General features: G+C 40.6%; 26 protein-coding genes. 11 read left to right on the top strand and 15 right to left on the bottom strand.

Features of this window, described 5'->3' with window-relative positions; genetic code table 11:
* Nucleotides 1-47: 47 nt before the first annotated feature.
* On the top strand, nucleotides 48-659 hold the full coding sequence (locus tag FNW02_RS24990) for a class I SAM-dependent methyltransferase (protein WP_191760186.1): 612 nt from the start codon (nucleotides 48-50) through the stop codon (nucleotides 657-659).
* Between the two features lie 134 nt (nucleotides 660-793).
* Here the strand turns inward: FNW02_RS24990 and hypB are convergent, their stop codons facing one another.
* From hypB to FNW02_RS24935, 11 genes are all read right to left on the bottom strand, one after another.
* Entirely contained in the window at nucleotides 794-1618 is an 825-nt protein-coding gene (gene hypB, locus FNW02_RS24985; protein ID WP_191760185.1) for a hydrogenase nickel incorporation protein HypB, read from the bottom strand.
* Nucleotides 1609-1950, bottom strand: a complete 342-nt coding sequence (hypA, locus tag FNW02_RS24980) for a hydrogenase maturation nickel metallochaperone HypA (protein ID WP_191760184.1) — start codon at nucleotides 1948-1950, stop codon at nucleotides 1609-1611. Before hypA ends, hypB begins: the two co-directional genes overlap by 10 nt.
* An 18-nt stretch (nucleotides 1951-1968) precedes the next feature.
* Nucleotides 1969-3069, bottom strand: a complete 1101-nt coding sequence (gene hypE, locus FNW02_RS24975) for a hydrogenase expression/formation protein HypE (RefSeq protein WP_191760183.1) — start codon at nucleotides 3067-3069, stop codon at nucleotides 1969-1971.
* A gap of 109 nt (nucleotides 3070-3178) precedes the next feature.
* A complete protein-coding gene (hypD, locus tag FNW02_RS24970; RefSeq protein ID WP_191760182.1) occupies nucleotides 3179-4363 on the bottom strand; it encodes a hydrogenase formation protein HypD in 1185 nt (394 codons plus the stop codon).
* A gap of 543 nt (nucleotides 4364-4906) precedes the next feature.
* Nucleotides 4907-5155 (bottom strand): HypC/HybG/HupF family hydrogenase formation chaperone, encoded by a 249-nt coding sequence (locus tag FNW02_RS24965; RefSeq protein ID WP_191760181.1) that lies wholly within the window; start codon nucleotides 5153-5155, stop codon nucleotides 4907-4909.
* Nucleotides 5156-5249: 94 nt separating this feature from the next.
* Nucleotides 5250-7592, bottom strand: a complete 2343-nt coding sequence (hypF, locus tag FNW02_RS24960; protein ID WP_191760180.1) for a carbamoyltransferase HypF — start codon at nucleotides 7590-7592, stop codon at nucleotides 5250-5252.
* 41 nt (nucleotides 7593-7633) lie between these two features.
* Nucleotides 7634-8830, bottom strand: a complete 1197-nt coding sequence (locus FNW02_RS24955) for an NHL repeat-containing protein (protein WP_191760179.1) — start codon at nucleotides 8828-8830, stop codon at nucleotides 7634-7636.
* 98 nt (nucleotides 8831-8928) lie between these two features.
* Nucleotides 8929-9774, bottom strand: a complete 846-nt coding sequence (locus FNW02_RS24950) for a NifU family protein (protein ID WP_191760178.1) — start codon at nucleotides 9772-9774, stop codon at nucleotides 8929-8931.
* Between the two features lie 218 nt (nucleotides 9775-9992).
* Entirely contained in the window at nucleotides 9993-10217 is a 225-nt protein-coding gene (locus FNW02_RS24945; protein WP_191760177.1) for a hypothetical protein, read from the bottom strand.
* Between the two features lie 8 nt (nucleotides 10218-10225).
* Entirely contained in the window at nucleotides 10226-10492 is a 267-nt protein-coding gene (locus FNW02_RS24940; RefSeq protein ID WP_191760176.1) for an asr0689 family protein, read from the bottom strand.
* Nucleotides 10493-10549: 57 nt separating this feature from the next.
* On the bottom strand, nucleotides 10550-11518 hold the full coding sequence (locus FNW02_RS24935) for a tetratricopeptide repeat protein (RefSeq protein ID WP_191760175.1): 969 nt from the start codon (nucleotides 11516-11518) through the stop codon (nucleotides 10550-10552).
* 996 nt (nucleotides 11519-12514) lie between these two features.
* On the opposite strand from FNW02_RS24935, the gene FNW02_RS24930 reads away from it, so the two are divergent.
* Together FNW02_RS24930 and FNW02_RS24925 are read left to right on the top strand one after the other, a co-directional pair.
* Nucleotides 12515-13477, top strand: coding sequence for a hydrogenase small subunit (locus FNW02_RS24930; protein ID WP_191760174.1), 963 nt, complete (start codon nucleotides 12515-12517; stop codon nucleotides 13475-13477).
* Between the two features lie 54 nt (nucleotides 13478-13531).
* Nucleotides 13532-15127, top strand: a complete 1596-nt coding sequence (locus tag FNW02_RS24925; protein ID WP_191760173.1) for a nickel-dependent hydrogenase large subunit — start codon at nucleotides 13532-13534, stop codon at nucleotides 15125-15127.
* Nucleotides 15128-15202: 75 nt separating this feature from the next.
* On the opposite strand, the gene FNW02_RS24920 is transcribed toward FNW02_RS24925, so the two are convergent.
* Together FNW02_RS24920 and FNW02_RS39635 are read right to left on the bottom strand one after the other, a co-directional pair.
* Nucleotides 15203-15997 carry a hypothetical protein gene (locus FNW02_RS24920; RefSeq protein ID WP_191760172.1) on the bottom strand — a complete coding sequence of 265 codons (795 nt, stop codon included), beginning with the start codon at nucleotides 15995-15997 and terminating at the stop codon, nucleotides 15203-15205.
* Nucleotides 15998-16117: 120 nt separating this feature from the next.
* Nucleotides 16118-16243, bottom strand: coding sequence for a hypothetical protein (locus tag FNW02_RS39635; RefSeq protein WP_263627820.1), 126 nt, complete (start codon nucleotides 16241-16243; stop codon nucleotides 16118-16120).
* A gap of 871 nt (nucleotides 16244-17114) precedes the next feature.
* On the opposite strand from FNW02_RS39635, the gene FNW02_RS24915 reads away from it, so the two are divergent.
* The 4 genes from FNW02_RS24915 (at nucleotide 17115) to FNW02_RS24900 (ending at nucleotide 18662) form a co-directional block, all read left to right on the top strand.
* Nucleotides 17115-17462 carry an antitoxin family protein gene (locus tag FNW02_RS24915; RefSeq protein ID WP_348535442.1) on the top strand — a complete coding sequence of 116 codons (348 nt, stop codon included), beginning with the start codon at nucleotides 17115-17117 and terminating at the stop codon, nucleotides 17460-17462.
* Nucleotides 17459-17854 carry a type II toxin-antitoxin system VapC family toxin gene (locus FNW02_RS24910; RefSeq protein ID WP_191760171.1) on the top strand — a complete coding sequence of 132 codons (396 nt, stop codon included), beginning with the start codon at nucleotides 17459-17461 and terminating at the stop codon, nucleotides 17852-17854. The genes FNW02_RS24915 and FNW02_RS24910 overlap by 4 nt, the downstream gene beginning before the upstream one ends.
* Before the next feature lie 40 nt (nucleotides 17855-17894).
* Nucleotides 17895-18140: a type II toxin-antitoxin system Phd/YefM family antitoxin gene (locus FNW02_RS24905; protein WP_191760170.1), complete on the top strand. Its 246-nt coding sequence runs from the start codon at nucleotides 17895-17897 to the stop codon at nucleotides 18138-18140.
* Between the two features lie 267 nt (nucleotides 18141-18407).
* Nucleotides 18408-18662, top strand: coding sequence for a hypothetical protein (locus tag FNW02_RS24900; protein WP_191760169.1), 255 nt, complete (start codon nucleotides 18408-18410; stop codon nucleotides 18660-18662).
* Nucleotide 18663: 1 nt separating this feature from the next.
* Here the strand turns inward: FNW02_RS24900 and FNW02_RS24895 are convergent, their stop codons facing one another.
* A complete protein-coding gene (locus tag FNW02_RS24895; protein ID WP_191760168.1) occupies nucleotides 18664-19401 on the bottom strand; it encodes an SDR family oxidoreductase in 738 nt (245 codons plus the stop codon).
* Nucleotides 19402-19521: 120 nt separating this feature from the next.
* On the opposite strand from FNW02_RS24895, the gene FNW02_RS24890 reads away from it, so the two are divergent.
* Together FNW02_RS24890 and FNW02_RS24885 are read left to right on the top strand one after the other, a co-directional pair.
* The gene (locus FNW02_RS24890) at nucleotides 19522-19860 is read left to right on the top strand and encodes a winged helix-turn-helix transcriptional regulator (RefSeq protein WP_191760167.1); all 339 of its coding nucleotides are present in this window, start codon (nucleotides 19522-19524) and stop codon (nucleotides 19858-19860) included.
* Nucleotides 19861-20118: 258 nt separating this feature from the next.
* Complete coding sequence (locus FNW02_RS24885) at nucleotides 20119-20541, top strand: hypothetical protein (RefSeq protein ID WP_191760166.1); 423 nt, start codon at nucleotides 20119-20121, stop codon at nucleotides 20539-20541.
* Nucleotides 20542-20634: 93 nt separating this feature from the next.
* Here FNW02_RS24885 and FNW02_RS24880 read toward each other — a convergent pair whose 3' ends face one another.
* A complete protein-coding gene (locus FNW02_RS24880) occupies nucleotides 20635-21354 on the bottom strand; it encodes a hypothetical protein (protein ID WP_191760165.1) in 720 nt (239 codons plus the stop codon).
* A gap of 390 nt (nucleotides 21355-21744) precedes the next feature.
* On the opposite strand from FNW02_RS24880, the gene FNW02_RS24875 reads away from it, so the two are divergent.
* Together FNW02_RS24875 and FNW02_RS39955 are read left to right on the top strand one after the other, a co-directional pair.
* A complete protein-coding gene (locus tag FNW02_RS24875; RefSeq protein WP_191760164.1) occupies nucleotides 21745-21975 on the top strand; it encodes a DUF433 domain-containing protein in 231 nt (76 codons plus the stop codon).
* Nucleotides 21972-22121 carry a DUF5615 family PIN-like protein gene (locus FNW02_RS39955; protein ID WP_348535441.1) on the top strand — a complete coding sequence of 50 codons (150 nt, stop codon included), beginning with the start codon at nucleotides 21972-21974 and terminating at the stop codon, nucleotides 22119-22121. Before FNW02_RS24875 ends, FNW02_RS39955 begins: the two co-directional genes overlap by 4 nt.
* Nucleotides 22122-22194 lie beyond the last annotated feature (73 nt).

The raw sequence follows: 22194 nt of genomic DNA, 5'->3' as shown, positions 1-22194 counted from the left end.
TCTGACTTGGTATAGAAGTTAAGGGAAGTAGCTAGCTGCAAAAAATAATGATTAGTAATTTTTTAAGTAATAAAAAGCAACTTTTTGACCGCTGGGCATCAAGCTATGATACGCTCTTTCCTTCAGTTATTTATCAAGCCATCCACAAACGGCTACTCTCAAAAGTTGATTTACCAAATCGCCCAAATGTCCTTGACTTAGGCTGTGGTACAGGACGCCTGCTAGAACGCTTAGCAACTAAGTTTCCTGACTTGCGGGGTACTGGATTGGATTTATCTCCTGAGATGTTAAGAGTAGCAAGACAGAAAAACTGCCACCATCCCCGTTTAATTTATGTTGAGGGTAAAGCTGAGTCTCTTCCTTTTGCCGACGGTCAATTTGACACTATTTTTAGTACCATAAGTTTTTTACACTATTCGGAACCAAAACAGGTTTTAAGTGAGGTGGCGCGGGTACTTGCTCCGGGTGGAAAGTTCTACTTGGTTGACATAACTTCCAAAAGCCAGACAGCATCAGAGTTAGTGGCAGCCTCTCCTGCTAGAATTAGATTCTACAGCACAGAGAGTCGTGAAGCCCTAGGCTTTGATGCCGGACTACTTTGTTTAAGTCACCATTACTTATTAGGCCCTGTTTTGCTGACAATTTTTGCTAAACCATAGTTAAATTGATCAATAAGAGGAATTATTTGCGATCGCATTTCAAAAGATTTTGGGAAAGTGCGATCGCTAAGTGAGTTTTAAATCCTTAATTTTCCGTAAGTTCGTTTTAGTAATTAGACAAGAATTAGGGTTGATTAGTTTGGTACTTTTTGAGATAGCCATTTATACCAACTATCTAATCCTATTCCTGTAGTTACAGAAACCTGAAAAATCTGAATTTGCGGATTTACTTGCTGAGCATATTCTATGCACTTTTTAACATCAAACTGGACATAAGGCAGTAGATCAATTTTAGTGAGAATCATCACCTCACTAGCACGAAACATGTGAGGATATTTTATTGGCTTATCTTCTCCCTCCGTCACAGAGAGAATTACAACTTTTGCCTGTTCTCCCAAATCAAATAAAGCTGGACAAACCAGATTACCAACATTCTCAATCATCACCACTGAATTCAGCGCCGGGTTCAGTTTTTGTAAACCCCTGTCTATCATTGATGCATCGAGATGACAGCCTGTTCCAGTATTGATCTGAATTACTTTACAACCTGTTTCTTTTATCTTTTGAGCATCATTAGTAGTTTCTTGGTCGCCTTCAATGACACTAATAGATAATTGATGTTTTAAATCATTAATAGTTTTCGTTAAGAGAGTGGTTTTTCCTGCACCAGGAGAACTCATTAAATTTAATGCTAGAATATTTCGACCTTTAAACCATCCTCTATTTTGGGCTGCTAACAAGTTATTTTTTGCTAAGATATCTTGTTCCAAAGATATAGTTGTGCCATGTACTTTAGCATGGATTTGAGATGCTTCTGTGTGAGTATCGTGAGTATGAAAATGTGTAATAACAGTACCATCAGATAAAGTGTGGGTGTGATGGTGATGTTCAACGTCATTGGCTTCCAAATTGGTTATTTTGGTTTCACCATCATCAGAACAACCGCAGGTTACACACATAATTCCTCTATTTCTATTTCCTTAATTTTTAGTTCTTCACCAGCGATTAAATCTAATCGCGTGCTACCGCATTTACAGATACCAAAGGGTTGATCTAAAGGAATTTCTGCACTACACTGACAACATCGTCCTAAGCCAGGAATTTCTTTAATTTCTAATGTCGCCCCTGCTAAAACTGTGTTTTGAGTGCAAATATCAAAACAGAATCGCACAGCATCAGGCAGAATAGCTGAAAGTTGACCAATTTCTAATAGAACACGTTGCACTTTTTTCCCTTTGGCATGTTCAGCTACAATTGCCACAATATTCTGGGTAATTCCTAATTCATGCATATAAAAAGCTATTTAGTATTAACAAATACGCGGCAGTTGTTCCCCAACTAACATATCAACAATACGTTCTGTGCCAAAAGCTGTTTTTAACAAAACAACGCCTGGAGGTGAAGGTATAACTTCGCCAATAATACAAGCATCTTTTCCTGCTGGGTGCGATTTCATAGCCGATAAAACAATTTCTGCATTTTCCCCCGGCACTATTACTACTAACTTACCTTCATTTGCTAGATATAAAGGATCTAAACCTAAAATTTCACAAATTCCTTTGACTTCTTCGCGCACTGGGATAGACTGCTCATATAGACGAATTCCCACATCAGAACTAAAAGCAAATTCATTTAGAACTGTGGCTAAACCGCCGCGTGTTGCATCGCGCATAGCATGAACTTTGGGACAAACCTTGAGGATTGTTTGCACTAAGCTATATAACGATTGACAGTCACTTTCTATAGTAGTTTCTAAAGCTAATTCACCACGGGCAATTAAAATTGCTGCTCCATGATTACCCAACTCGCCATTAATAATTACTGCATCTCCAGGTTGAAGATTATGAGCAGAAATAGTAATTCCTTCAGGAATTACACCAATACCAGCAGTATTAATAAACAATTTATCAGCAGCACCACGATGTACAACTTTTGTGTCACCCGTGACAATTTGCACGCCTGCATTTTTCGCAGCTAATTTCATACTCGTAGCAACACGCCGTAGAGTATCTACAGGTAGTCCTTCTTCTAAAATAACGCTACAAGTAAGATATAAAGGTTTAGCACCACTAACAGCCAAATCATTAACTGTGCCGTTAATAGCTAATTCTCCAATATCACCGCCGGGAAAAAATAAAGGGTCTACAACATAAGAATCTGTTGTAAAAGCTAGTCTGTCTCCCTGTTGCATGAGACTGGTTAAATCAAAACTAGCTTGGTCTTCTAATTGGGAGAGAATCGGATTATCAAAATTACTGACAAAGATATCATCAATTAAATCACGCATGGCTTTTCCACCACTGCCATGTGCGAGATTTATATGAGTATCTTGTACTTTTCTTTGGCGGCGGACTTTTTCGATTTTTTGAAAAAGGGGATTTTGTGCTGGGTTGGTGGGGGAAATATTCATATTAAAACGCAAAGGAACGCAGAGGCTAGCGCAGCGAAAAGTTCTGTAGGAGGGTTTCCCCGACCTAGGAAACTTTTCAAGACAGAGGAATGCAGAGTATTTGAAGGGGTTAATCCAAAGATATGCTGCAAGCGGGGAGAGGTTCTTGAGTTATGGGTATCTTTGGTTTTTCATCTATTACTTTATTAGCAATAGTAGATAGTCGTCCATATTTGTAATAGGCTGCACAAGCACCTTCAGAAGATACCATACAAGTGCCAATCGGTGTTTCGGGAGTGCAAGCTGTACCAAATACTTTGCATTGCCAAGGTTTTAAGACGCCTTTGAGAATTTCTCCACATTGACAGGCTTTATGGTCGGCTACTTTGAGATTAGGAATGGTAAATTTAAGTTCGGCATCAAATTGTGCATATTCGGGTTGAATTTTTAAGCCAGAATAAGGTATATCTCCCAAGCCTCGCCAATCAAAACTGTCTCGCACAGCAAAAACTTTGTTTATGGCTTGAAGCGCCGTTGTATTTCCAGCTGTTTGTACTATTCGGTTATATTGATTTTCGACTTCACAACGATTTTCTATTAGCTGTTGCAACAGCATCCAAATTGATTGGAGAATATCTAAAGGCTCAAATCCTGAGATCACAATTGGCTTATGATATTGTTGGGCAATAAATTCATAAGGCTCAGTGCCAATTACCATGCTGACATGACCAGGGCCAACAAATCCATCTAGTTGCAAGTCGGGATTATTTAGCAGTGCTTGAAGGGCGGGAATCACGAGGACGTGATTGGAAAACATACTAAAGTTTTGAATATTTTCGGCTGCTGCTTGCAAGATGGTGAAGGCGGTGCTGGGGGCAGTGGTTTCAAAGCCTAGGGCGAAGAAGACTACTTCTTTGTTGGGATTATCTTTGGCAATTTGCAGGCTATCTACGGGAGAGTAAACCATGCGAATATCTGCGCCTTGTGCTTTGGCTTGCAGCAGACTATTTTTGGAACCGGGAACCCGCATGGTATCGCCAAATGTAGCCAAGATGACGTTATGATTTTGGGAGATTGCGATCGCATCATCTAACCTACCCTTTGGCATCACGCATACTGGACAACCAGGCCCATGAATTAATTCAATGGCAGGGGGCAGAATTTCTTCGATACCGTACTTAAATATAGAATGAGTATGCCCACCGCATACTTCCATGATTTTGATTGGTTTTTCTAGTTGCTGGGATAATTTTGTAATTTCGCGGCGTAAGGCCTCAGCTTTTTCGGGTTCTCGGAATTCGTCAACGTATTTCATAGGAATTCAGGAATAGTTGTTTAGATATAGCGGTTCTCATTTGAGTAAAATACACAAAGAAGTAATTAACCACTGATGAACACAGATAAACACAGATAAATTTGTACCTTAGATGATTAGGAAACGCTATGTCAGTTAATTTTTCTTTGTTTGCAGGGTCTTTTTTTTACGTTCGCGTAGCGTGCCGGAGGCACAGCGCCAAGGATGCTAAGAAAAAAGGAAAGGCGTGATTTTGAGAATTAGTAAATTATGCTTTTAACAAAAGTCCTGACTCTAAACTCTTTCTCTGTGCCTCTGTCTTTAAAAGTTTCCTAGGTTGGGAAACCCCGAAGTTCTGATCGCTATGCGGGTCTTACTGCCCAACCGTTCTTTCAAAACGGTTGCCTTGTGTCCAAGGGACACAAGGGAGAGGCGCAAGGCTTTGCGCCTCTCGGCAGTGATACAGACCATCGCCGGACGCCGGCGCTCAGACTTCTCTCCGCCTACAGAACTTTTCGCTGCCCCTCTGCGTGAGGAAAAAAATTTATCCAATATCTCTATCATTCAATTACTAATTGCTACTAGTTCTTGCAATAATTGTAATGTTTCCGCCGCTTCTTCTTCGTTAATTCTATTCATAGCAAAGCCAACATGCACTAGCACCCAATCTCCAATACAAGATTCAGGGGGATGTTGTTCGTCAACAATGCACGCAATATTAACTTGCCGCTTGACACCACCAATATTAACAATAGCTAATTTATAGTTAACGTTTGTGATTTCGATAATTTGGCCAGGAATTCCTAAGCACATTGTTATTTCCTTTCTTCAGGATGAATGAACCACAGAGGCACAGAGAACGCAGAGAAAATAATTTATGAGAAAAATTTTATTAATATATCAATAATTAAGTCATGCTTTGAGCGGCTGCAATGACGGCTTGCCCTAGAGATATACCGCCATCATTAGCAGGAACTAAGCTATGTGTAAGTACATTTATTCCCAATATCTGTAAACACTTAGTAACTTGCTCTAACAATATAGAATTTTGAAATACTCCTCCTGTTAAAGCTACTTGATTAATCGTATTTTCTTGACAAAGACGATTAACCATTACAGTAATGGTATCAGCTAAACTTTGATGAAATTTTGCAGCTATAACTGGTTGTGGGATTTGCTGCTGCAAGTCATTGAGTAAGGGTCGCCACATTGGACTTGAGTCTATACAATAAATACTATCTAAAAATCTAAAATTAAAAGGATAAGTTACTACTTCTTTATTATTATTTAAGCTGTTGATATCGACTAGTGCTTCCATTTCAATTGCTGCTTGTCCTTCATAGCTACATTCTTCACGGCAAATACCGATAGCCGCAGCTATTGCATCGAACAACCGCCCTACTGAGGATGTTGAGGGTGAGTTAATCCCTTTTTGCATAAGCTGATTGAGTAGCTGAAGTGGCTTGTTCTTCAAAAATTGTATAATTTCTAAATCCGCGTATTGTTGTTGGTAGTTATCCCAAACATCAGCAGCTATCAATTGAGCATAGGTATTACGCCAAGGCTGATAAATTGCTTGTGTACCGCCAATCATTGCTACTGGTTTAAATGTTGCTAGGCGCTTAAATCTACGATAATCTGCTAATATAAATTCTCCTCCCCAGAGTGTACTATCTGTACCGTAACCCAATCCATCTAAAGCAATGCCCAAAACTGGAGGCGAATCTAGAGGAATGCCATTTTCTGCCATGCAAGCAGCAATGTGAGCGTGGTGATGTTGAATGGGGTAAAGTTTAATTTGATTAGCTGTTGCTAGTTCTTTACCGAGTTTGCTTGAAAGATATTCTGGATGAAGGTCAATTACTATAGCTTCTGGTTTATGTTCAAATAAATTTAGATATAAATTTAATGTATCTTGAAAAGCATTAAAAGCTGCGGCATCTTCTAAATCTCCCAAATGTTGAGAGAGAATTGCTTGACCTTCACGCAACAGGCAAAAAGTATTTTTTAACTCACTACCCATTGCTAAGATTTGCGGCACGTTGTGAAATCCAGGTGGTAAATTAATCGGTGTTGGTGCGTATCCTCTAGCACGGCGAATTGTTTGCACTTTATCACCAACAACCCTTAGTACTGAATCATCGACTCTGTTGATAATCTCTCGATTGTGAAGTAAAAAATAATCGGCAATTGTTCCTAATTTATCTTGGGCATCATTATTATTAATACATTGTGGCTCATTAGAAATATTACCACTAGTTAAGACAATTGGGCGATTCATCCGCCTGAGAATTAGGTGATGTAAGGGCGTATTAGGCAACATAAAACCGAGAGTGTTTTGCCCTGGTGCAACTGAAGGCGCTAGCTGTTTTTTTCTTATCGCTTGCATTAAAACAATTGGTGCAGTAGGACTTACTAATAATTCTCTTTCCTTAGCGTTGACAGTGCAATATTCCTTAATTACTGTTAAATCCCGCGCCATCAAAGCAAAGGGTTTATGATAACGCCTCTTGCGCTGACGCAGTTTTTGTACTGCTGTTTCCTGTGTAGCATCACAAGCCAAATGAAAACCACCTAATCCCTTAATTGCTACAATCTGGCCTTTTTGCAACAGGGTACAAACGGCATCAACATCATCTAGCATAGAAAACATGGAAGCGGTAACAGGTTTACCATCAGCACGTTCTAGCCAAGCTATAGGCCCACAAGTATGACAAGCTACAGGTTGAGCGTGAAAGCGACGATTTTCGACATTGTGGTAGTCCTTCTCACATTCTGGACACATAGCAAATGCAGACATACTTGTATTACATCTGTCATAAGGAATGGCACGAAGAATACTCAGGCGAGGGCCGCAATGAGTGCAGTTAGTAAAGGGGTAACGATAAAAGCGGCTAAAAGGGTCGAAGATTTCTTGTTGACATTGAGGACAAGTGGCAGCATCAGGAGTAATTTCTGTTTTAATTGTGTTACTGACGCTACTAGAAATTACAAAATTATTAAAGTTAAGTTCACCTTCATAAGGAGTTCGTACCAGTTGTTGTATTCTAGCTAGTGGCGGACATTCTTGTTGTAATCTAGCGACAAATTTTGTTATGGCTGCTTCACTACCAGATGCCCGAATTAATACACCCTGACCATCATTACAAACATCACCATACAACCCACAAGCTTTAGCCAAACGATATACAGTAGGGCGAAATCCCACCCCCTGAACAGTACCGCAGACTCTAATTTCTTCAATCGCCATACAAATCTAATTGTCAAAAACTACGAATTACGAATTACGAATTACGAATTAGTATTAAATTGCCATAGCAAAATTCGATTATTTCCAGAATCAGCTACTACCGCTGTTTTGCCAATAATTTTAATTCCATAACACCAATTTAAACTATCTCGCTTTGGTAGTCCAAAGTTGCGATTTTCGCCTTTGTTTTGAAAATTTATTTGTCCTGCGATGCCTACGGCAGGCGATGCCAACGCATCTACTACAGCATCCTGCAATGATAAAATTGATTCCGGTTTTCTCCATCCTAATAATCGAGAATTAGCTGTATCAGCAACTACCAACCAATCATCAGCAACTCCTACACCATAAGGCATACTCAAACTACTAGCACTAGGAGAATAAATCCCTTGATTCATTTCCACAGAATTAAAGTTTTTTTGTCCTAACACAGCTGCACAAGGGGCATTATTTTCTGTTGGCATTCCCTGCCAAATCATCACGCGGTTATTTCCGGCATCTGCAACAACCAGATTTTCTCCCCAAAAGGTGATATCGTGGCACCATCGCATACTCGCTGCGGTTGGAGAACTGCCACCATTTTCGTTACGAAACATCATATTTGGTTGTCCCAATACTAAATCGGCGGGTTGACCATTTTCTGTTGGTAATTGATGCCAAATTAAAACCCGTCGATTCCCTGTATCGGCAACAAATAGCCGTCCTTGATGATAAAAAACACCATAGGGCCAGTGCATGGTGTTAGCAGATGCTATTTGGCTTCCCCTATTAGATTCATTATCAATAAAATTATCTTGCCCTAACACCAAATCTGCTGGAACATTACTATCTTCTGGTAAGTTGTTCCAAATCAAAACTCGATGGTTCCAAGCATCTGCTACTGCTAAACCCTCCCCACAAGCACAAATCCCAGTTGGAACGCTGAAAGTTGCCTTTCCTGGTGTACCTTTAGCATTTTGTCCTTCATGATAAAAGTCTGGTTGTCCAATTACCCAATCAGCAGGTTGGTTATCTCTGGTGGGTAAATTGTGCCATCCCAACAATCGATGATGTCCTGTATCTGATACCCACAATCGCCCATCAGATAGTAAACAAGCACCACGAGGCCCAAACATTGTCGTAGAACTGGGTGCTAAAGGTATTACTAATTGTTGCGGTTCAATAATATTACCTAAAATCACCTTTGCGCCTTGAGATGATAGAGGTAATTGGGGAATTACTATGTTTTTTGGTAACAATGTTTATATATGATTAATAAAGTACTATATCTGTTCTATAATTGCTTTAAACATAGGCGATCGCAATTTTTCACCTATGCTTTAAACACTCTTAAACACTATTTTTGTAGCTGCACAAAAATATTATCACCTTTAATTTGTACTGGATAAGACTTTAAAGAAATATTGGTTGCAGTTAAGCATTCACCTGTCTCTAAATTATACTGAAATCCGTGGGAAGGGCAGGTAAGAACACCATTTTCAACTTTACCAGTTTCTAATGGATCTCCCATGTGACTACAAGCATTACGGTAGCAAGTAATATTAACACCTTGACGATGTAAAATTAGTGAATTTCCAGCAAATTGCACTGCTAATACACTAGACTCAGGAACTTGATCAACAGTTGCTAATTTCACCCAAGCAGAATTTAACTGTGTAAGAAATGGACTACTTAAACCAGAATTAGGACTATTAATAGTAGAAGGCTTATTGACCGCAACTACTTTGGTAATTTCGGGGCAATATTTTTTTATTGCCTGTTCAATTCCCTGAGATAAAGTCAAAGTTGAAGTAGCACAATTACTACAAGTTCCAATTAACTGAACTTCTACTGTATCTGGTAGTTTAATCGCCACTAATTCTACATCCCCATTATGGCTTTTTAAGCCTGGGCGAACTTCCTCAAGAGCTGTCTGAACGCGTTGTGTTAATGACGGTTGTGGTGATTTTACTAGTTCATGATAAAGCAGTACTGCATACACTACTTCATCATCAACAGCATGACGCAAAGCTGACATTGATTCTTGCTTGAGGTTTTTAATTAAACGTGTTAGAGCTTCTTTATGCAAAGCTTCAATTGACCTTTTTAGCCCTACTGCTACACACCGTTGGCTTTCATCCCACTCAGATATAATTGCCTCAAAGCGGTTAATTTCTTCAACCAATTCTTCAAGTTTAGTCATTGGTTATTGGTCATTAACTAAGTTTTTACAACCAAAAAAGGACAACTGACAAAGCGCAAAGTCTGAGCTGAACGCGAGTGCGTCTCGTAGAGAGGCTTCCTTAGAGAAGACGCCAGTGACGCTCCTGCGTCGCTACCGCTACGCTAATGCACAAGTCTCTTAACCCGCCCAAGCAACTGGCTCAACTTTGTAAGAAAGGACAAAGGACAATTTACAAGTCACTTCATTTTGAAATCCTTGAGGAGAAATGGCATAATCATGCCTGTTACTAGACTAGATAATACTACTGGCAACCAGAAAGGAATTTCCGCTTGTGCAAGTAATATAAGTAGTAAAAAACCAATACTCACACCAATAGCAGTCTGCTGAACAAAATATATAGGGTCACGCAGTAGCTTTCCTTTAAAAAATAACTTGGCAGAAAACCACCCTATCTCTAACATAATTCCTCCTAATAATTTGTTAAAAAGTTCAGCAAAACTAGTCCTAAGACTATGGCAGGAATTGCACCCGCCGGGCCAAATAATGCACCCAGCATTGCTGAAAACTGATAACCGATATCCTTTCCGGCTAACAGCATCCCGCCAATAGCACCGCCGACCATAGATAAAGCGGTTGCAATGGCTACCCACACCAATTCAGTTTCTATGTTCAATTCTCCAGCCGCTAAGCTTGTAAGAAAATCACTCACAATAGGATTGTCTAAAATATCTCTCATGCTGTGTTTTCTCCTGATTAAAGTTAGAAATAAGAAGTTAAATTAAATCTATAACTCCTAACTCATCATTTCTGCTTCGACATCCTGTAGTGCTTGGGCTACTACTTCTGCCTGCTCAATCTGTTGATGTTGTGTGAATATTTGCCAAGCTTCTTGATAATAATTATGCGCTTGTAAGAGATTATTAGAATTACCGTTTTCTGGCTTTTCTGGGTCGTCGGGTAAGTTGAATAAAGCGTTAGCTTTGTTAGAAATTGTGTTAGCGTACTCTAGAGGTGTATCTTTGGGGTTACGCACTTTTAATGCTTCATTGTAAGCTGCGATCGCCCGCAAATTATTCTCTAGAGGATGGGAACTTACTAAATATTGCAAGGCGTTACCTAAATTGTTTTGCAACATCGCATATTCCCTAGGATGGTCAATTAGGTTAATATGCTTTAGCGCCACCTCAAACGATTGCACTGCTAAACCCTGACGCAAGTATTCACGTTCCGACGCCAAAGGCATAGAAAGGTAAGCGATCGCAATATTGTTGTATAAGATCGCATATTCCTGCGGATAATCCTGCCAGGTAAACACCCGCAAAGCCTCATGGTAAGCTTGGATGCTGTCCGTTATCCGCGCCAAATTGAAGGGCACAAGCGACTGCAACACCAACCCTAAATTCATCTGTGCTTCTGCCACTTCCTCTGGCAAAGCTAATTGTTGTAAAGTCGGTAGCGCCTCTTCATAACCAACTTTTGCTTGCAGTAATAATTCAGTTCCGACATCCGGTATTATCTGTAACGTCCCTGCCATTCCCACTTGAGCGCGGGCCTTCAACAGGGTATACTCCTCACCACACATCTCATAGGCCCGGTAATATAAGGAAACTGCATTACGCAAGTCTTGGGCAGTTTTGGGCTTCTTTTGAAAGCCCTGTGCTATCTCGATCAGCATTTGGATTTTTTCCTCCATCGTTGCTGACTCCGATGCAATAGCGGCGATCGCAGCCTTCACTGCTGAATCTGTAATGCTGGGGGTCATAACTGCCGTACTCTAGCCAATTGGGAAATTGAGTTTTTCAACGCCCATGAAAGATCAACACACGCTTTACGCGTCTAATCACAGGGCATACAGATTTACGCAGGCTTTGAGTCCTTTAGGCGGAATTCCCCTTTTTTGAAACTGGGACTGAGGATTGGTGACTGGTGACTGATGACTGATGACTGGGGGATAAGGTGAATAAATAATCAATATCCAATACCCAATCTTCAATCACCCAGTTTCTTTGAATTCAATGAATCAATTTTTTTACTATAAAACACCCTATTTATAAAATTCTATGGGGAAAATGCCAATATTAATGTCAGTTTTAAACACCTTATATTCTTATAATATTTTTTGTATCAATGTATAACATATTCAAAAAATATTTATTGAGATATTGACATTTAATAAATGGATTATCTACCTATTTGTCATCAAAATTCAACTATTTATCCAGAACTTACGCACTCAGATCCCCCAACCCACTTAAAAAGGGAGCTTTATAAATTCCCCCCTTTTGAAGGGGAGCCAGCGCGGTCTTCTCCCAAAGGGAGAGGCTAGCGCCAAGGGGGTGGCTCCCCATGAGCGACTGGCGTGGGCTAGAGGGGATCTAGGTTTCAGCCTTTAGTGTGTAAGTCCTATTATCTATATAATGCACTCACATTTATTGGAAATTTAATGTCTTTAAATTAAAGCCACAGTCTTTGTTTTATATAGCTTATATACTTAAATCTAATACTTGATAACTATAAAAATATTGTTATTAGCCTATATATTATTCATATTTATTTTGAAAAGTTTGTTATCTATATAACCTTTTAATCAAATCTTTATTAGATTTTATTTCTACCTAATGATAATTTTTTATTTAACGAAAGATTATAGAATAAAAAAATACCCTATTTTGGAAAATAAATATTGATAAACAGGTGAAACTCTACAAACCTGCTTACCTACGTTGTACATGGTAAACGATAGAAAAACAGATAGCCGATGACTAACGTACTATGGCTGCAAGGTGGTGCTTGTTCAGGCAACACCATGTCATTTCTCAACGCCGAAGAACCGACAGTCTGCGATTTAATTGCTGACTTTGGCATTAACCTACTTTGGCATCCATCTTTAGGGCTGGAACTGGGCAACAACTTGCAAACGCTGCTGTGGGATTGTATTTCTGGCACAATTCCCTTAGATATTTTGGTATTTGAAGGCAGCGTTGTCAACGCCCCCAACGGTAGCGGCGAATGGAATCGTTTTGCCGATCGCCCCATGAAAGACTGGCTAGCTGACCTCTCCAAAGCTGCTAGTTTTATCGTAGCTGTGGGAGATTGTGCGACATGGGGAGGAATTCCCGCAATGTCACCCAACCCCAGCGAATCGGAAGGCTTGCAATTTCTCAAACGTCAAGAAGGCGGCTTTTTAGGTAAAGGCTTCCGATCACAAGCTGGATTACCTGTAATCAACATACCCGGATGTCCCGCCCATCCCGACTGGATAACGCAGATATTAGTTGCGATCGCTACCGGACGCATCGCCGACATCGCCCTTGACGAACTGCATCGTCCCCAAACATTCTTCAACACCTATACTCAAACAGGTTGTACCCGTAACGTCCACTTTGCCTACAAAGCATCAACCGCCGAATTTGGTCAACGCAAAGGCTGCCTATTCTACGATTTAGGTTGTCGCGGCCCTATGACCCATTCGTCCTGCAACCGCATTTTGTGGAATCGCGTCTCCTCCAAAACTCGCGCCGGGATGCCCTGCTTAGGTTGCACCGAACCAGAATTCCCATTCTTTGACCTTAAACCAGGAACCGTATTTAAAACCCAAACAGTCATGGGAGTTCCCAAAGAATTACCGCCAGGAGTCAACAAAAAAGACTACGCCTTACTCACAATGGTAGCCAAAGATGCAGCACCACCTTGGGCAGAAGAAGACTTTTTTACAGTTTAGTTCGTATTAGTTCGTAGTAAGCACTTTAGTGCTTATAAAAAACAGGAGAAGAGAATGGGAATTCAATCATTAGATATATCACCAGTCGGTAGAGTTGAAGGCGATTTAGATGTTAGAGTTGATATCGAAAATGGGCGGGTAGTCAACGCTTGGACACATGCCGAACTTTTCCGAGGATTTGAAGTTATCTTACGTGGGAAAGACCCCCAAGCCGGATTAATTGTCACACCCCGCATTTGCGGCATCTGCGGTGGTTCTCACCTGACTTGTGCATCCTGGGCATTAGATACAGCCTGGGAAACAGAAGTTCCCCGCAATGCAATTTTAGCTAGAAATTTGGGTCAAATTGTCGAAACAATTCAAAGCATACCTCGATACTTTTATGGTTTGTTTGCTATCGACTTGACCAATAAAAAATACCGCAATAGCCGTTATTATGACGAAGCTTGCAGACGCTTTGCCGCCTTCACTGGCAAGTCTTACGAAATTGGGATTACAATTTCAGCTAAACCTGTAGAGATATATGCACTGTTAGGCGGTCAATGGCCCCATTCTAGCTATATGGTTCCTGGTGGTGTGATGTGCGCCCCCACCCTAACAGATATTACCCGCGCCTGGGCAATTCTGGAATACTTCCGCACCAATTGGTTAGAACCAGTATGGTTAGGTTGTTCTTTAGAACGTTATGAACAAATCCAGACTTATGATGACTTCATGGACTGGCTAGATGAAGACCGAAATCATCGCGATTCTGACTTGGGTTTTTATTGGCGCATGGGTTTAGATATCGGTTTAGATAGATATGGCGCTGGTGTTGGTAAATACGTTACTTGGGGATATTTAGCCCACGAGGACAAATACCAAAAGCCCACCATTGAAGGACGAAATGCTGCTTTGATTATGAAAAGTGGAGTGTATGACAGTTTTGCTGACACTCACACCTTAATGGATCAGTCTTTTACCCGCGAGAATACAACTCATTCCTGGTACGATGAAGGCACAGTAGATATTCACCCCAGCGATCGCACCACTAAACCTACTGCGAACAATGCAAAAGATTTTGACAATGCCTATTCTTGGGCGAGTGCAGTATTGCACCAAGACTTCGGGCGCTTGGAAGCCGGCCCCTTAGCACGTCAATTAGTAGCGGGTGGTAAACATGGAGAATCTTGGCAACACTACGACGGATTTATCTTGGATGTCTTCAAACGGATGCGTGGTGCTAGCATTCATGTACGTCAATTAGCGCGAGTTCACGAACTTGTGAAATTGTATCGCCAAGCTGAACACTGTTTGCGTGAGTTCAAATTAAATGACCCCTGGTACATCAAACCCACAGAAAAAGATGGCAAAGGTTGGGGTGCAACAGAAGCCGCGCGGGGTTCTCTGTGTCACTGGGTAGAAGTAGAGGGCGGTAAAATTAAGAATTACCAAGTGATTGCTCCCGGTACTTGGAATATTGGGCCTCGTGATAGTGAAGGTAAACGCGGCCCCATTGAAGAAGCTTTACTAGGCACACCCATTTACGATTCTACCGACCCTGTGGAGGTTGGTCATGTGGCGCGATCGTTTGATTCTTGTCTGGTATGTACAGTTCACGCCCATGATGCGAAGACTGGCGAGGAACTGGCGCGTTTTCGGACTGCTTAAAAGATGCTAATTTCAATAGCTAATGGCTAATTATTTTTCAGTTAGTCATTAGCTGTGTTTTTTAGCATGACGATTTCACAAAATGTCCTCAATTGCACAGTTGGATGCGATGAATTGTTTTACAGCATCTCTAGCTTCAATAACGGTATTTCTGCATCGGGCTGTGTGTTTAAGGAATGCCTCAACGTCTTTGGTGTGCGTTAGGTCGAATATTGTCTCTTGAGGCTCTACTTCGTACCCGAAAAGGGAGCTATTGGGATTAAATTCTGCATCCAATAGCTTTAAAACTTTACCATCAATTTCCTGATGAAGACCAAGTTTGAACAAAGCCTCAACAAAACCACCGTCTTCAAACCAAGCATTTGTAAACTTTCTCACCAGTTTTTCATCGTAGATTTCAAGAGCTTTTAATTTTTCTGGCTGATGTTGAATCTTGAACAAATCCCAGGATTCGATTTTCATGATTTGAGTTAACTTGCCAATAGCATTGTTAAAGTATCGAATGTTGCTCTCAAGTAACACAGGTAGTATCTGATTTAGCTCAATTTTTCTAGGTTGTGATACCTTCTCTAATCCGTTCTCATCAAGATATCTAGTTTGAATCTCAAGTAAGCCTTCAGAAGACATACTGTTTACTAGTAAATACTCAGGAAGGGTAACACGGTTAAAAAGCTTAAAAATTTCTTGATCTACTCCAGTAATGTACTTAATTGTGGAATCAATGCCATATAGAGCGTGTGCAATTTCATCAAGAGCCTTGTAAGCGCCAAACATATCTTTTGCAAAATTACGTCTCCGTGACTCGGACGAGTTTATCTTTAAGAATACATCAATTGTTTTGGTGAGCATTGACGTAATAGCATTTAGCATCTATTTGCTCCTTATTAACGCTCTATATCAATCTACAAAAATTATCCTACAAATAACTTTTTGCATTTTTACAGATAACTCAACTATGCGATTACTCTATTCAAAAATAGTTTTGCCGTCTTATACATTGATTTCTTTAACGGTGATGAAGTCAAGGCAAATTAACTCAAGCCAACCTTGACTCGCAATACTACCCAATAAAATTCGTGCGTATCCTTCAATGTTGTGGTCGATCAGAAAGTTCATGTTTGTGATTCATGCTTTGCTTTCTGCGCCCGGAGCTTTAGCCATTGCGGTGGACTTGACCACAGAAGTTTTAGCAAAAGTGCATATACTCTCGTCAAAATCAAAAACCATATAAGAGCTAATAGCAATGCAATAGCGGAAACTGCAAAGAAGAAAATTAGACCATTATTATCTGTTACGGTTAGAAGAACCCCTACCAAAGAGTAACGCCAGAATTCAAATGCAAAAATTACATTTGCACCCAAGTACGCTGGTATTGCTAACCTAACCGCCATCATCCACGACTGTGGATGGTAGCCAAGCAGGAAACCAACTTATTTTGCTCATAAGCTCAATGCTCGTTATAGGTTTTGGATAGGATACTTGCACTAGTTTCTAGCTAGTTTGCAGAATAACGATCATAATCGATGTATAACAGCTTGTCGCTACGCGTATATGCTGAAAGAACATCAATATGTGCGATCGCTCTCCCCAGTGCAAACAGCGGTTAATATAATTTGACAGTTCTGACTAGAAGCAATCGCACAAAAACTACCACAGTCTATTTGAGTTACACAGGCTCTACAAGTAGTTGCAATTTTACTAGACATACTTTGTATGACTGAAATTGTTAAGATACCTGTTGAACTGACTCACTTTCAACTTCCTGAAGCTGTCTAAGAGCGTATGCAATTTCTGCTGGATCGCCAAGATGCAGGCGAATTGCTCCCCCTTGCAGAACGACGGTAAGCAGAAGGGTTGGTTGAGTTGGCAGAATTTTTATTTCTGTTGCAATTGCGATCGCAGTAAATCTTAAGTAGGGTACGTTACGGCTTTAGCCTAACGCATCGCCATGTAATAGGGTGCGTTAGGCGCTTTGATAAAATTTTTTGTGACAAATCATCTAGAATATACGCCTAACACACCCTACGGTAATTTTATTTTTACTAAATCATGGTATGCCATGATTAAAAATAGCTGGGGCATGAGGGAAAAATTTATGGCTATAACGGTAGAAGCTGTTTACGAACAAGGGGTACTTAGGCTATCACAGCCAATTCCATTAGCCGAGGGAACTCACGTTGAAGTCACTGTCATTGAAACTGAGGCTAAACCTAAAAACAAAACTCCTGGAGAAATTCTGGCAGAAATCGCTACTATGCCCCTAGAAGTTAGCAATGATGAATTTTCTGGTCGCGATCACGATAGGATTCTTTATCCTCCGTATAGCGCAACATGATTTTTGTAGATACAAGTGCTTGGTTTGCTAGCATCGTTCCTTCAGATACCGAGCATCAAGCAGCATCTTCATGGGTTAGTCAGAATACTAAACCATTGTTAACAACAGATTACATTATCGATGAAACCCTAATCCTCTTAAGAATCCGTGGTGAAACTTTAAGGGCAATTAGTTTAGGAGAGGCATTCTTTTCCGATAATTTGACGACTATTTATTACCTGACACAAGAGGATATTCGACAAACTTGGCAGGTTTTCCGTCAGTTCTCAGATAAAAATTGGAGTTTTACAGACTGCGCCAGTCGGGTTGTTATGACTAAACTTCATTTGACTCAAGCATTCACCTTTGATCATCACTTTCGTCAATTTGGATTTGTGAATGTTGTACCTTGAGAGTTGACTGTGATAACCAAACTAAACTTAGTTTAATCTTATGGAAACCGTAAATATTCATCAAGCTAAAACAAATCTCTCAAAGCTTTTGTCACGCGTAAAACTTGGGGAAGAAATCATTATTTCCAACCGAGGCATTCTGCTCGCCAAGTTGGTTCCGTTTCGCACCTCATCAAATCGACGCGATAGTCTAGGGCAGGATCAAGGGCGTTTCATAGTACCAGAGGATTTTAACGCCCCCTTGCCAGAAGACATTCTGGCAGCATTTGAGGGCAGTGAAGAGTGAAACTCTTGCTAGATACCCAGTGCTGGTTATGGTGGTTCGCTTCGCGTAGCTTGCTTCCCCAGAGGGGTACGCTTACCGCGCAGCATCTCCGCAGGACAAGGGCTTGTTGATAGACATCGCTCTACCCAAGAATAATTATTTAGGACTTACGCACTGAAGGCTGAAACCTAGATCCCCCCTAGCCCCCCTTAAAAAGGGGGGAATTTATAAAGCCCCCTTTTTAAGGGGGTTGGGGGATCTGAGTGCGTAAGTTCTGTTATTTCAGCGATGCCTACGGCTGGCTACGCTTACGCATTTGCTATTTCGGCGCACGCATTTGCTATTTCGGCGATCGCATTTGCTATTTCGGTGATCGCATTTGCTATTTCGGCGATCGCATTTGCTATTTTGGCGAGTGCATTTGCTATTTTGGCGAGTGCATTTGCTATTTTGGCGAGTGCATTTGCTATTTCGGTGAGTGCATTTGCTATTTTGGCGATGGCTACGGCTGGCGACGCCTACGTATTACCAAAAGAGATTTAATTTAAGCTGGTAAAAATGTGGCAATCGACTTTTCAACCGCTTTGGGGTCTTGCATCAGTTGCTCATTAAGTTGCTTGGCCTGCTCACCTGGGTAAACGTCTTCTATGCCATCAACAACAGCTTGCAGTGCATCGTGAACTACTTCCTCTGGGGCTACTTTGGGATCAGGAAAAGGTTTGCCCATGCCAATATCGATAGCTCCTGGTAATACTCCTACTACCAGCGTTTTCTGAGCCGCTAACTCTGCCCGAACTGCCTGAGTCATTGACAAAACTGCTGCTTTAGAAGCGCCATAGCTGCCATTGAAGGGAACATTCACCCGCGCCACCATTGATATCATGTTAATGATCGCCCCACCTTCATTTTGTTTCAAAACAGGGGCAAAGGCACGGCACATCATCAAGGTTCCAAAGTAGTTAACATCCATTTCTGCTCTGGCGGCGGACAAATTAGGTGCAGCAATCAATCCCTGGTTAAGCCCCACACCAGCATTGTTAATCAACAAATTGACATCCTGACATTTTAGTGATGCTTGGCGAACAGATTCTTCATCAGTAATTTCAAGCTGAATCGGGATAATTCGGTGCGGATCTGTTGCAACTAGTTCAGCAAGCGCCTCCAGCTTGCGAGCGCCAGCATAAATTTTGGCTGCACCTTGCGCTCTCAATCCCTCTACGAAGTATTTGCCTAGACCACCATTGGCCCCAGTTACTAGAGCGATTGCACCTAAAACTTGCATGAGCTTCCTCCATACGGTCGAGATAGAAATTACCCTGTCCCAAAAGTATACTTATACTTACTTTTTGGGAAGTACTTACTTTTTTGTAAGCCTGTATAAGCCTAAAGTAGGCAGATCATAATGCCAGAAGAACAAACCGAGGGCACATTATTTGTGCAAACAACGCTAAAAATTTTAGGTGGCAAATGGAAAATTTTGATTGTCTGGCACTTAAGAGATGAAGCAAAACGATACAGCGAATTGAAACGATTGATTCCTGAAATTACTGAAAAAATGCTAATTCAACAACTTCGTGAACTAGAAAATGACGGAATTATTAACCGAAAAGTATACTCAGATGTACCTCTCAAAGTGGAATATTCTTTCACAGATTATGGTAAAACTCTTATACCTGTCTTGAAAGCTCTTTGCGACTGGGGACAAGAACATCTAAAGCGTGGATATTGGGGAAAGGGGTAAGGGGGAAAGGAAAAAACCATCCCCTTAACCTCTCTTACAAAGTTCTGTTCGGAGGAAGCCTCTCTACGAGACGCACTCGCGTTCTGCTCAGACTTTGCGCTTTAACTTTTAACCTTTAACCTTTTCCCTTTCTTGAGAGTCCCTAGTCCTCAATCTCCTTTATTTAAAAGTCGTAGCGTAACACACCAAAACTTATAGAAACAGTGCGTTAGGCTTGCTTTAATGCACTCAAAAAACTGAAATTTACCCGGTAAGCTTGTGTCTGATTTAGCGCTACATAAATATCTCCCTCGCCTTCCCGAAGCAGCATTGCAAGAGTTTACAGAATGGTGTGTTTTAGAACAGGCAAAAGCCGCAGGATGTAATTTTATTCCAGATAGAAGTAAGTTAGAAAACTTGCCACCAGCAGACTATCTCCCGAAACTTATTGATCAGTTCATGAAAGTTAAACCAGACCCAATTAAAGCAGGTTTAGTAGCAGCGATCGCTGGTAAAGAAGCTGACAAACATGCTTTATCAGGTTTAGCAGTTGTAGTCGATTTTGTGTCACTTTATGTCAAGTATTTAATTCCTAAAGAGGGTATGACTCCAGAAGATGCAGAAGCGGTATTAACTAAAGCATCGCAACATCAGTGTGAGAAACTGACTGAAATTGCCAAGAAACATGGTGTAGCTCTCTAGTCTCCGGCTGATAACTTATTCTTCAGAGGCTTTGTTTGTATCATTAACTAAAGCCTCTGTTTTAGCAACCAATATCTTATCTACGACCTTTATCTACCTTTGATTTAATGAAAACCGTCGTATCTCATTGGCAGTTTCTTTCCGTAAATCTATCGGTTTCATATCGGTTAGTTCTTGCCAAACTACATTAATTGGCATTAGAACTCCATTAACACCTGCACTGATGTATGGATACTTTTCAATCGAAGAGTTACTATTAATAGTCCACTGCCCATTTTTTCTATGCATGATAATCTCACCTACATAAGCGACTAAGTTATCATAGAGATCAGTCAGTATCTTATCGATTTCATAAGCTTCAGCTTTTTTAGATACAACATCCAAGCTCATGTACGAAAAATCAAGCTGAGCATGAGTAATTTGTAACTTTTCTCCAAGTTCATTAATTAAGTCATCAATTTTATTAACAATTTCTATTTTATGCTTGGAGTAATATCTCCAATGGGAAACAGAATTAGCACGATTATTGGCAATATTTTCTCTTACTCTTTGTGTCCATTGGACATATTTTAAAAAATATTCTTTTGTAAAAATATCCCCTTTACCAGGAATGTTATATCCTTTAGGATCAAAAACGAATAAGAATCTGTCGTTTGGTAGTTTATAGACTAAGGGTTGATTTTTATGTCCAGTTGAATACGTTTCTTCAAAAAGCTGTGTAAAGTCTTCATGCAGTTTACCTTCAGATTCAATCAACTCTTGAACCTGTTTTTTTGTCAGACGCTTATTATTGAGAGAGTATTTGTGTCCCATCGTTGAGAATAATAAAGTTTGACTGAGATGCAGAACTATTAACTAAACTATTTGGCATTGCTGAATCAAGGGATGAAATTTGATGTATTGAAATCTTAAACTCTTTATTCTCTCTACGTCTGTGCCTTGAAAAGTTCTGTTCGCCGGAAGCAGGCGCACCCTGCGGGATCTTGCTACAGACTTTCCGCTGCGTGTTAGCGTAGCGGGGCGTAGCCCAATAAATCATCCCGCAATTATGCAACGCCAACTATTTATAGTGGTTTAACGGCTGATCTTCACCGAGGGCAGCTAGACCATAACATACAGCCAATGCTTGACAGAATCAGTTAAGTGTTGCGGTATGAAACTGGGCTAAACTTAGGACACAGAAACATAAAAACTAGCTTGCAGATGAGCTATCACAACATTATTACAATCGAGCCAGATAAACGTGGTGGAAAGCCTTGTATTAGAAGAATGCGTATCACTGTGTATGATGTTTTGGGCTGGTTGGCAGCGGGAATGTCCCATGCGGAAATTTTAGACGACTTCCCAGAGTTGACTGAGGAAGACATTAGAGCTTGTCTAGAGTTTGCTGCTGACCGAGAACATCGTCTGATTGCTGTGGTAGGTGATGGTTGAAACTACTTTTCGACCAAAACCTGAGTCGGAAGTTAGTTACTCGGTTAGCTGACATTTTTCCTAATGCCAGCCATGTTCAGTTTCACGAACTCATACCAATTCTTTATGAAGCTGCGCTAAATAAGGCTTCAAGGATAAAGTCGTAAGAAGTGAGAGAGGCAATCATTTCAGGTGTAATTTCTTTGAGGACATCAGTTAACTTGTGCTGTAGTTGTGTGA

The sequence above is a fragment of the Komarekiella delphini-convector SJRDD-AB1 genome (assembly GCF_014831675.1).
Classification (GTDB): domain Bacteria; phylum Cyanobacteriota; class Cyanobacteriia; order Cyanobacteriales; family Nostocaceae; genus Komarekiella.
Note: the sequence above shows the minus strand (reverse complement) of the source record. Positions and strands in the feature narration are given on the sequence as shown.

What these genes read in the sequence shown, in the direction of transcription:
- FNW02_RS24990 (WP_191760186.1), top strand. Translation starts at nt 48, where the DNA reads ATGATTAGTAATTTTTTAAGTAATAAAAAGCAACTTTTTGACCGCTGG.
- hypB (WP_191760185.1), bottom strand. Translation starts at nt 1,618, where the DNA reads ATGTGTGTAACCTGCGGTTGTTCTGATGATGGTGAAACCAAAATAACC.
- hypA (WP_191760184.1), bottom strand. Translation starts at nt 1,950, where the DNA reads ATGCATGAATTAGGAATTACCCAGAATATTGTGGCAATTGTAGCTGAA.
- hypE (WP_191760183.1), bottom strand. Translation starts at nt 3,069, where the DNA reads ATGAATATTTCCCCCACCAACCCAGCACAAAATCCCCTTTTTCAAAAA.
- hypD (WP_191760182.1), bottom strand. Translation starts at nt 4,363, where the DNA reads ATGAAATACGTTGACGAATTCCGAGAACCCGAAAAAGCTGAGGCCTTA.
- FNW02_RS24965 (WP_191760181.1), bottom strand. Translation starts at nt 5,155, where the DNA reads ATGTGCTTAGGAATTCCTGGCCAAATTATCGAAATCACAAACGTTAAC.
- hypF (WP_191760180.1), bottom strand. Translation starts at nt 7,592, where the DNA reads ATGGCGATTGAAGAAATTAGAGTCTGCGGTACTGTTCAGGGGGTGGGA.
- FNW02_RS24950 (WP_191760178.1), bottom strand. Translation starts at nt 9,774, where the DNA reads ATGACTAAACTTGAAGAATTGGTTGAAGAAATTAACCGCTTTGAGGCA.
- FNW02_RS24945 (WP_191760177.1), bottom strand. Translation starts at nt 10,217, where the DNA reads ATGTTAGAGATAGGGTGGTTTTCTGCCAAGTTATTTTTTAAAGGAAAG.
- FNW02_RS24940 (WP_191760176.1), bottom strand. Translation starts at nt 10,492, where the DNA reads ATGAGAGATATTTTAGACAATCCTATTGTGAGTGATTTTCTTACAAGC.
- FNW02_RS24935 (WP_191760175.1), bottom strand. Translation starts at nt 11,518, where the DNA reads ATGACCCCCAGCATTACAGATTCAGCAGTGAAGGCTGCGATCGCCGCT.
- FNW02_RS24930 (WP_191760174.1), top strand. Translation starts at nt 12,515, where the DNA reads ATGACTAACGTACTATGGCTGCAAGGTGGTGCTTGTTCAGGCAACACC.
- FNW02_RS24925 (WP_191760173.1), top strand. Translation starts at nt 13,532, where the DNA reads ATGGGAATTCAATCATTAGATATATCACCAGTCGGTAGAGTTGAAGGC.
- FNW02_RS24920 (WP_191760172.1), bottom strand. Translation starts at nt 15,997, where the DNA reads ATGCTAAATGCTATTACGTCAATGCTCACCAAAACAATTGATGTATTC.
- FNW02_RS39635 (WP_263627820.1), bottom strand. Translation starts at nt 16,243, where the DNA reads ATGAACTTTCTGATCGACCACAACATTGAAGGATACGCACGAATTTTA.
- FNW02_RS24910 (WP_191760171.1), top strand. Translation starts at nt 17,459, where the DNA reads ATGATTTTTGTAGATACAAGTGCTTGGTTTGCTAGCATCGTTCCTTCA.
- FNW02_RS24905 (WP_191760170.1), top strand. Translation starts at nt 17,895, where the DNA reads ATGGAAACCGTAAATATTCATCAAGCTAAAACAAATCTCTCAAAGCTT.
- FNW02_RS24900 (WP_191760169.1), top strand. Translation starts at nt 18,408, where the DNA reads ATGCCTACGGCTGGCTACGCTTACGCATTTGCTATTTCGGCGCACGCA.
- FNW02_RS24895 (WP_191760168.1), bottom strand. Translation starts at nt 19,401, where the DNA reads ATGCAAGTTTTAGGTGCAATCGCTCTAGTAACTGGGGCCAATGGTGGT.
- FNW02_RS24890 (WP_191760167.1), top strand. Translation starts at nt 19,522, where the DNA reads ATGCCAGAAGAACAAACCGAGGGCACATTATTTGTGCAAACAACGCTA.
- FNW02_RS24880 (WP_191760165.1), bottom strand. Translation starts at nt 21,354, where the DNA reads ATGGGACACAAATACTCTCTCAATAATAAGCGTCTGACAAAAAAACAG.
- FNW02_RS24875 (WP_191760164.1), top strand. Translation starts at nt 21,745, where the DNA reads ATGAGCTATCACAACATTATTACAATCGAGCCAGATAAACGTGGTGGA.